The sequence below is a fragment of the Citricoccus sp. NPDC079358 genome, from assembly GCF_040702545.1.
Taxonomy (GTDB): Bacteria; Actinomycetota; Actinomycetes; order Actinomycetales; family Micrococcaceae; genus Citricoccus.
Window position 1 is genome coordinate 337397 of record NZ_JBFBLI010000003.1, and the last position, 7240, is coordinate 344636.

The 7240-nt window shown below is 66.7% G+C and carries 5 protein-coding genes and 1 pseudogene; 5 read left to right on the plus strand and 1 reads right to left on the minus strand.

The annotated features are described in order from the left end of the window. The first annotated feature begins 9 nt into the window (after positions 1–9). From AB0333_RS06295 to AB0333_RS06310, 4 genes and pseudogenes are all read left to right on the plus strand, one after another. Positions 10–1875 carry an FAD-dependent oxidoreductase gene (locus tag AB0333_RS06295; RefSeq protein ID WP_366217819.1) on the plus strand — a complete coding sequence of 622 codons (1866 nt, stop codon included), beginning with the start codon at positions 10–12 and terminating at the stop codon, positions 1873–1875. Between the two features lie 111 nt (positions 1876–1986). Continuing rightward, the gene (locus AB0333_RS06300; RefSeq protein ID WP_366217838.1) at positions 1987–3267 is read left to right on the plus strand and encodes an MFS transporter; all 1281 of its coding nucleotides are present in this window, start codon (positions 1987–1989) and stop codon (positions 3265–3267) included. A gap of 44 nt (positions 3268–3311) precedes the next feature. Then, positions 3312–5084: pseudogene (locus tag AB0333_RS06305) on the plus strand (FAD-dependent oxidoreductase). Further along, entirely contained in the window at positions 5081–5983 is a 903-nt protein-coding gene (locus tag AB0333_RS06310) for an SDR family NAD(P)-dependent oxidoreductase (RefSeq protein WP_366217820.1), read from the plus strand. Before AB0333_RS06305 ends, AB0333_RS06310 begins: the two are co-directional and overlap by 4 nt. Before the next feature lie 46 nt (positions 5984–6029). Here AB0333_RS06310 and AB0333_RS06315 read toward each other — a convergent pair whose 3' ends face one another. Continuing rightward, entirely contained in the window at positions 6030–6164 is a 135-nt protein-coding gene (locus AB0333_RS06315; RefSeq protein ID WP_366217821.1) for a hypothetical protein, read from the minus strand. 140 nt (positions 6165–6304) lie between these two features. On the opposite strand from AB0333_RS06315, the gene AB0333_RS06320 reads away from it, so the two are divergent. Continuing rightward, positions 6305–6991 carry a tyrosine-type recombinase/integrase gene (locus AB0333_RS06320; protein ID WP_366217822.1) on the plus strand — a complete coding sequence of 229 codons (687 nt, stop codon included), beginning with the start codon at positions 6305–6307 and terminating at the stop codon, positions 6989–6991. Positions 6992–7240: the final 249 nt, after the last annotated feature.

The following is a 7240-nucleotide window of genomic DNA, read 5'->3' on the forward strand; positions in this document are numbered from 1 at the left end:
CATTGAGTCATGGCCGAGTGCATGAACAACGGACGGCAAAGCCCCGGCGTTCATGCACTCGGTTCGTCCCCGACATCTCCCAGTACCAAGAATAAACACACCGAAGAGGGCCAGTCCTGCATGAAGAGCGTTGCATCCGAACCATCACAGACCGCCGCCACCGAGACTTTGACCTGTGATGTCCTCGTCGTTGGCTCCGGCGCTGGTGGTCTTTCAGCCGCCGTGACCGCGGCATACCACGGGTTGAAAGTCATCGTGGCGGAACGAGCTTCCGTTTGTGGCGGTGCCACGGCCTGGTCCGGAGGCTGGGCGTGGACTCCCGGAAACCCCCTCGCTCACGCAGACGGCGTCACGGAAGACCCCAGCCTCTTCCGCACCTACCTCCACCACAGTCTCGGGACGAACTACCACGAGGAGAAAGTGGAGGCCTTCCTCGAGGCCGTGCCACACATGGTGGGATTCTTCGACCAGAAGACCAGCCTGCAGTTCACTCCCGGCGCCAAGATCAAGGACGTCTACGGCAAGACGCCGGGTGCCGGCGTCGGCCATCGCTCGGTGGGTCCCAAGCCCATCAACGCACGTGAGATTCATTCCTGGGTCCGAGCGAAGATGCGCCACCAGCTCTATGAGACTTCGTTCCTCGGCATGGGCATCATGGCTGGCCCCGATCTCACCAAGTTCCTTGCCGCATCACAGGGCAGCATCGCCGGCCTAATCCATGCCGCGCGGCGCTTTACCCCTCATCTGTGGGACTTGGTGGCCCACCGCAGAAATATGCAGCTGGTCAACGGAACTGCGCTCGTCGGTCGACTCTTGATGTCTGCCGACGAGCTGGGAGTCGACATCCGCGTCTCCACCCGGGCGACCCGCCTATTGACTGATGAGGATGGACGAGTGTGTGGCGCTGTTCTCGAAGCACCCGGAGGCGAAACGCGCATCCATGCAGCCCGCGGAGTGGTGTTGGCCACGGGTGGATTCCCGCGAGACATCCAGCGACGCAAGCAACTGTTTCCCAAGGCGCCCACTGGTCTCGAGCACTGGACTTTGGCACCGGCCGAGGCCGATGGCGACGGCATCTCGTTGGGTCAATCCGTCGGGGCCCGGTTCAACACGGAGGTGAAGTCGCCTGCAGCGTGGTGCCCTGTTTCCCTGGTGCCGTACCGCAACGGTCGCACGGGTGTCTTCCCCCACATCATGGACCGAGCTAAGCCTGGTTCCATCGGCGTGCGTGCGGACGGCAAGCGTTTCGTCAACGAGGCCAACGGCTACTACGACTACGTTTCCGCCCTGATAGAAACTACGCCGGAGGATGAACCGGTCGAGTCCTGGCAAATTGCCGACTCCCGGTTCGTTCGCAAGTATCCCTTGGGCATGGCCAAGCCCTGGCCGGTTCCCCTGCTTCCATACCTGCGCTCGGGATACCTGAAGCGGGGCCGTACCTTGGAAGAGCTCGCCGAGCAGTGCGGGATCGACCCAGCTGGACTGACCCAAACCGTGAGACGGTTCAACGAACACGCCCGCTTGGGCATCGACCCGGACTTCAGCCGAGGCGAGACTGAGTTCAACCGATACGGAGGCGATCCGCAGGTTGGTCCCAACCCATCCCTTGGACCCATTGAGAAAGGCCCATTCTACGCAGTCAAGGTGCTACCGGGCAGCTTCGGAACCTTCGCCGGCTTGGAAGCGGACGGGCGTGCGCGAGTTCTAGATGACGAGGGGAACATCATCCCCGGACTGTATGTAGCAGGGAACGACCACAACTCAGTCATGGGAGGACACTATCCTGCGGGCGGCATCAATCTGGGGCCGGCCCTGACCTTCGGGTATATCGCCGGCCGCGACATGGCCGGAGCGGTTGCCTACGAAGACTCATGACATCCTCTGGGAACACCTCTACAAGTCGACTCGGAGTCCTGTCGCGTCAGAAGAGGAGGGACCGGGTTAGTCGATTTCGCGGTGCAGCTTGGTTGTAGTTGATCACCTGCCCTGGCCTCCTTCCTGGGCTCCACCATGGAGTACTACGACTTCTTCATCTACGGCACCGCCGCGGCGCTGGTGTTCCCGCAGCTGTTCTTCCCGGGCGGCGACCCGGCCATCGCGGCCATCGCCTCCTTCGCCACGTTCGGCGTGGCGTACATCGCCCGTCCGCTCGGCGGACTGGTGATGGGCCACTTCGGTGACCGGCTGGGCCGCAAGAACGTGCTGCTGGTGACCCTGATGATCATGGGTCTGGCCTCGCTGGCGATCGGCGTGCTGCCGACCTTCGAGTCGATCGGCATCTGGGCCACCGTGCTGCTGGTGGTGGCCCGCCTGGCGCAGGGCTTCTCCGCCGGCGCCGAGTCCGCGGGGGCCTCCTCGCTGACGATCGAGCACTCCCCGGAGGGCCGCCGTGGCTTCTTCACGTCCTTCGTGATGATGGGCTACGCCGCCGGCATGGTGCTCTCCACCGTGGTGTTCATCCCCATCGCGGCCCTGCCGGAGGAGGACCTGATGAGCTGGGGCTGGCGGATCCCGTTCCTGCTCTCCATCTTCGTGCTGGCCATCGCCTTCTATGTGCGGACCAAGCTGGACGAGACCCCCGTCTTCGAGGAGGAGGTGGCCGAGGCCGGCGCGGTGAAGAAGCTGCCCGCCGGCGAGGTGCTGAAGTACCAGGGCCTGGACGTGTTCCGCGTGCTGCTGATGTCCGCGTTCTCCGTGATGCAGACGATCTTCACCGTGTTCGGGCTGTCCTACGCCGTGGACCACGGCGGCTTCGAACGCACGGACATCCTCACCGTCAACGCGGTGGCCGTAGGCCTGTCCATGGTGTTCATGCCGTTCGCCGGCAAGCTCTCGGACCGGATCGGCCGCAAGCCGCTGATGCTGACGGCCATGATCGGCTGCTCCGTGGCCATCTTCCTGTACTTCCTGGCCCTGGGCACCGGCAACATCTGGCTGGTGTTCGCCGCCTCGTTCCTGTTCATGACCGTGCTGTACTCCGGGTTCAACGGCGTGTGGACCTCCTTCTTCGGCGAGCTGTTCGCCGCCCCGGTCCGCTACACCGGCATGGCCATGGGCAACCAGCTGGGCCTGATGGTGGCCGGCTTCGGCCCGATGATCGGCGGCATGCTGCTCGGCGCTGGCACGTTCGGCTGGGTCCCCGTGGCGATCTTCGGCTGCGTGGTGGCCCTGATAGCCGCCGTGGCCTGCTTCTCCGCCCGGGAGACCGCCCACACCCCCATCGCCGAGCTCGGCGAGCCCTACCTCAAGGGCACCGGCCGGATCTGACCATGGCGACGACCTCGAACGCTTCCCCGACCTCTGGAGAACACATGACTGAGAACACCCCCGCCGCAGACCACGCCGGAACCGTCCACAAGTGCGACGTCCTGGTGGTCGGCTCCGGCGCCGCCGGCATGGCCACCGCCCTGCGGGCCGCCCATGACGGGCTGAACGTGATCGTGGCGGAGAAGTCCGAGCACTTCGGCGGGACCACGGCCCTGTCCGCGGGCTGGTCCTGGGTGCCGGGCAACCCCAAGGGCGCCGCGGCCACGGGGGACACCCGGGCCGAGGCGGAGACCTACCTGAAGGCACTCTCCGGGGACTACTACAACGAGGAGGGCGTGGCCGGGTTCCTGGACACCGTGCCGGAGGCCATCGACTTCTTCGAGGACAACACCTCCGTGGTGTTCTCTTACCCGGAGAAGGCCCCGGACTACCAGATGGACCTGCCCGGCGCGAAGCTCGGCGGCCGCGCGATCCTGCCCTCGGATGCGGACATCCGGATGCTGGGGTCCCGCCGCAAGGAGCTGCAGCCCTACCTGAGTTCCTACACGGTGTTCGGGTACATGCCGCAGGTGGGTCCGGACATGGCCACCATCCTCAAGGCCAACCAGTCCGTGAAGGCCTTCACCTACACCGCGTCCAAGCTGCTGCGCACCTGGGTGGACACCGCCGTGTTCGGCCAGCCGCTCAAGCGCACCAACGGCTCGGCGCTGATGACCCGCATGGTCGCCTCCGCGCTGGACGCCGGGGTGCGGGTGTGGACCTCCACTCCGGTGGAGAAACTGGTGACCAATAGCGGAGGCGCCGTCACCGGCGCGGTCCTCTCCGGTCAGCGGGCCGGCACCGTGCAGGCCCGGCTGGGCGTGATGCTGGCCGGCGGCGGCTTCTCCGGGGATGCGGAGCTGCGCCAGCAGTACTTCCCGCATGACCGCAACGGTGGGGAGCACTTCACCCCGACGCGGGGCCATGACGGCTCCTCGGCCCGGATGGCGATGGCCGTGGGCGGGCGGATCAACGCGGACGTCTCCTCCCCGGGCTCCTGGGCTCCGGTGACGGTGTTCAAGGACCTGGTCACGCGCGCCCAGCGGCTCTTCCCGCACCTGCGCCAGATCGGCCTGCCCGGCATGATCACCGTGGACCGGCACGGCAAGCGCTTCGGCAACGAGGCGCTGAGCTACCACGACTTCGGTCGGCAGATGCTGGACCACATGTCCGGTGAGCGTGAGGTGTTCGCGTGGATCGTGGGCGATGAGAAGCTGATGCGCAAGTATGGCATCGGCTTCGCCAAGCCCACGCCGATCCCGCGCTAGCTTTTCTACGCCGCGGACTACCTGGTCAAGGGCGAGACCGTGGAGGAACTGGCCGAGAAGATCGGGGTGGACGCCGCCGGGCTGAAGACCACCCTGGCGACGTTCAACCGGGACGCCGATGCTGGCGAGGACACCGAGTTCGGCCGCGGTTCCACCGCGTACAACCACTTCCGTGGGGACATGGACCACAAGCCCAACCCGAACCTGGCGACCATCGACAAGGCCCCGTTCTACGCCGCGAAGGTGCGGATGGGGGACCTGGGCTCCTTCGCCGGGATCGACGTGGACTCCCGCGACGCCGTGGTCCGCGAGGACGGCAAGCGCATCCCGGGGCTGTACTCCGTGGGGGCTGCCGCTGTCTCCGTGTTCGGCGGCGGCTACCCCGGGTATGGGTCCCACATCGGCCCGGCGCTGGTGTTCGGCTACCGGATGGGCCGGGACATCGCGGAGCTGGCCGCCGAGTCCGGCTCCGTCGATGCCCTGGAGCGGGCCATGGAGGTCAAGGCTTGAGCCTGGCCGATTCGCTGGGGGCCGGCGCCGGGACGTCTTCTGAACAGACGCCCGACTCCGGCCCCCGGCCGCGTGCCCAGCTCACGTCGGGCGCGGGGCTGGGCGTGGATCCCCTGCCCTTCGCGGGGCGCACGGCGGTGGTGACCGGCGCGGCCGGCGGCATCGGGGCGGCGACCGCCCGGATGCTGGCCGCCCGCGGTGCGGCCGTGGTGATCGGGGACGTGGATCCACGGGCCGCCGAGGTGGTCTCTGAGATCGAGGGCGCTGGCGGCCGGGCCTGGTCCGTGCGGTGCGACGTGACCGATGAGGATTCCGTGGCGGCGCTGATGGATGCCGCCGCTGACTTCGGCAGTGGCGCTGGTGGGTCCGGGAGCGTGGACATGCTGGTGGCCAATGCTGGCATCGCTGAGCGCAAGGGCCCGTTGCACGAGTTGGACGTGGACCATTGGCGCACCGTCCTGGACATTGACCTGACCGGAGTGGCGTTGTCCATGAAGCACGCGTTGCGGTACATGATTGCTGCAGACGGTGATGGTGGTGCCGGCCGGGGGAGCGGTGCCGTGGTCGCGGTCTCCTCGATCCTTGGTCTGGTCGGCCAGACTGGCTCCGGGCCGTACTCCGCGGCGAAGGCCGGGGTGGCCAACTTGGTCCGCTCTGCGGGCCTGGGCTACGCGCCGACCGGGATCCGCGTCAACGCGGTGGCGCCGGGCTACGTGGAGACGCCGTTGACCGCCGGACTGGATGAAATGGTGCGTTCCCAGATGACCGCCCGCCAGCCGATCGGCCGCCTCGGCACCCCCGAGGAGGTCGCCGAGGTCATCTGCTTCCTGGCCTCCGACGCCGCGTCCTTCGTCACCGGCGCCGTGTGGTCCGTGGATGGCGGATACGTGGCGCAGTAGTGCAGGTCGGTCCAGGTGACCTTCCAGGTGGTTTCCCCGGTGCAGGTCAGTCGGGGAACGTGACCAGCATGCGCCGCTGCAGCGCGGCGAAGTGCCTGGACAGGGAGAGCTTGGCCGCCTCCGGAGCGCGGTTCCTCTGGGCCTGGATCAGCTCCTGACGGGTTTCGTGCGATCGGTCCATCGCATCGCACTCCAGGGGTTCACCCTGCGTGCGGTCCGTGCCCGGGTCCGCAGCCTCCGTTTCGTCGGCCCGGAGACTCTGCCGTTCGTCACTCGTGTCGGGACTCCGCACACGACGAATAAAGTCCGACGTCAACTCGCATGGACCACGTCTCGGGCCTGCGTAGACCGACGCGCAGTCCCGACGTGTGCACCTGGGAAGAGATCACCGCCATCCGTGTCGCGATCCGCGACTGGGAGAGGCGACCCATCCTCGCCGGTCCCCGCCCTGACGGGCAGCTCGGTCAGATCGTCGAGGTCATGCTCGGCACATCCGCCCGCATTGGCGAAGTCCTCGCGATCCGCGTCGCCGATCTCGACCCTGATGCGCCTGTGCCGATGGTACGCATCGCGGGGACGATTGTTAGCCGCAAGGGCGAGCCTACGCACCGACAGGAACATCCAAAGACCGCACGCTCGGTCCGTAGAGTGGCGCTGCCCGGGTTCGCGCTGCGTGCGGTTCGTGCTCGAGTCCGCAGCCTGCGGTTCGTCGGCCCGGAGAACCTGCTGTTCGCCACCCGTGTCGGGACACCGCACACCACGAACAACGTCCGCCGCCGCCAGCTTCGCGACGTCATGGACCAAGCCGGCATCAATGACGTCACCCCGCACCGGTTCCGGCGCACCGCCGTGACCGCGATCAACGACGTAGGTGGACTGCAGCTTGCTTCCGAGCTTCTTGGCCACAGTGACCCCGCGGTTACCCGCGAGCACTACATCCGTCGCAACGAGACCATGAACCCCGCAACTGCAGGGTTTCTTGAGCAGGCGTTCGGGAGAGCGAGCTGAAAGCCCAGCCGCCGGAACGACGAACGGGGCAAGAGACGACAGTTTCCGGATCTTCCCTGATGTTCTGCGATCACGACAATAACGATGAGCAGTTCGACGATGGTTGAGCCGCCGATGCTGCGGTACTTCAGCCTCGGCTCGTAACAGGAGCCGTCTAGGTGCGTGGGTCGGTAGTGATTTGATGACCCGCGGAGTGTGAAGGGTCAGGGTCGGCGAGGACGGGGTAGTACTGACCCGGGGCGGCAGCGG

Bases quoted from the DNA above. Each gene is read 5' to 3' on its own strand.
- AB0333_RS06295 (WP_366217819.1), top strand. From the start codon at position 10: ATGGCCGAGTGCATGAACAACGGACGGCAAAGCCCCGGCGTTCATGCA.
- AB0333_RS06315 (WP_366217821.1), bottom strand. From the start codon at position 6,164: ATGGACCGATCGCACGAAACCCGTCAGGAGCTGATCCAGGCCCAGAGG.
- AB0333_RS06320 (WP_366217822.1), top strand. From the start codon at position 6,305: ATGGACCACGTCTCGGGCCTGCGTAGACCGACGCGCAGTCCCGACGTG.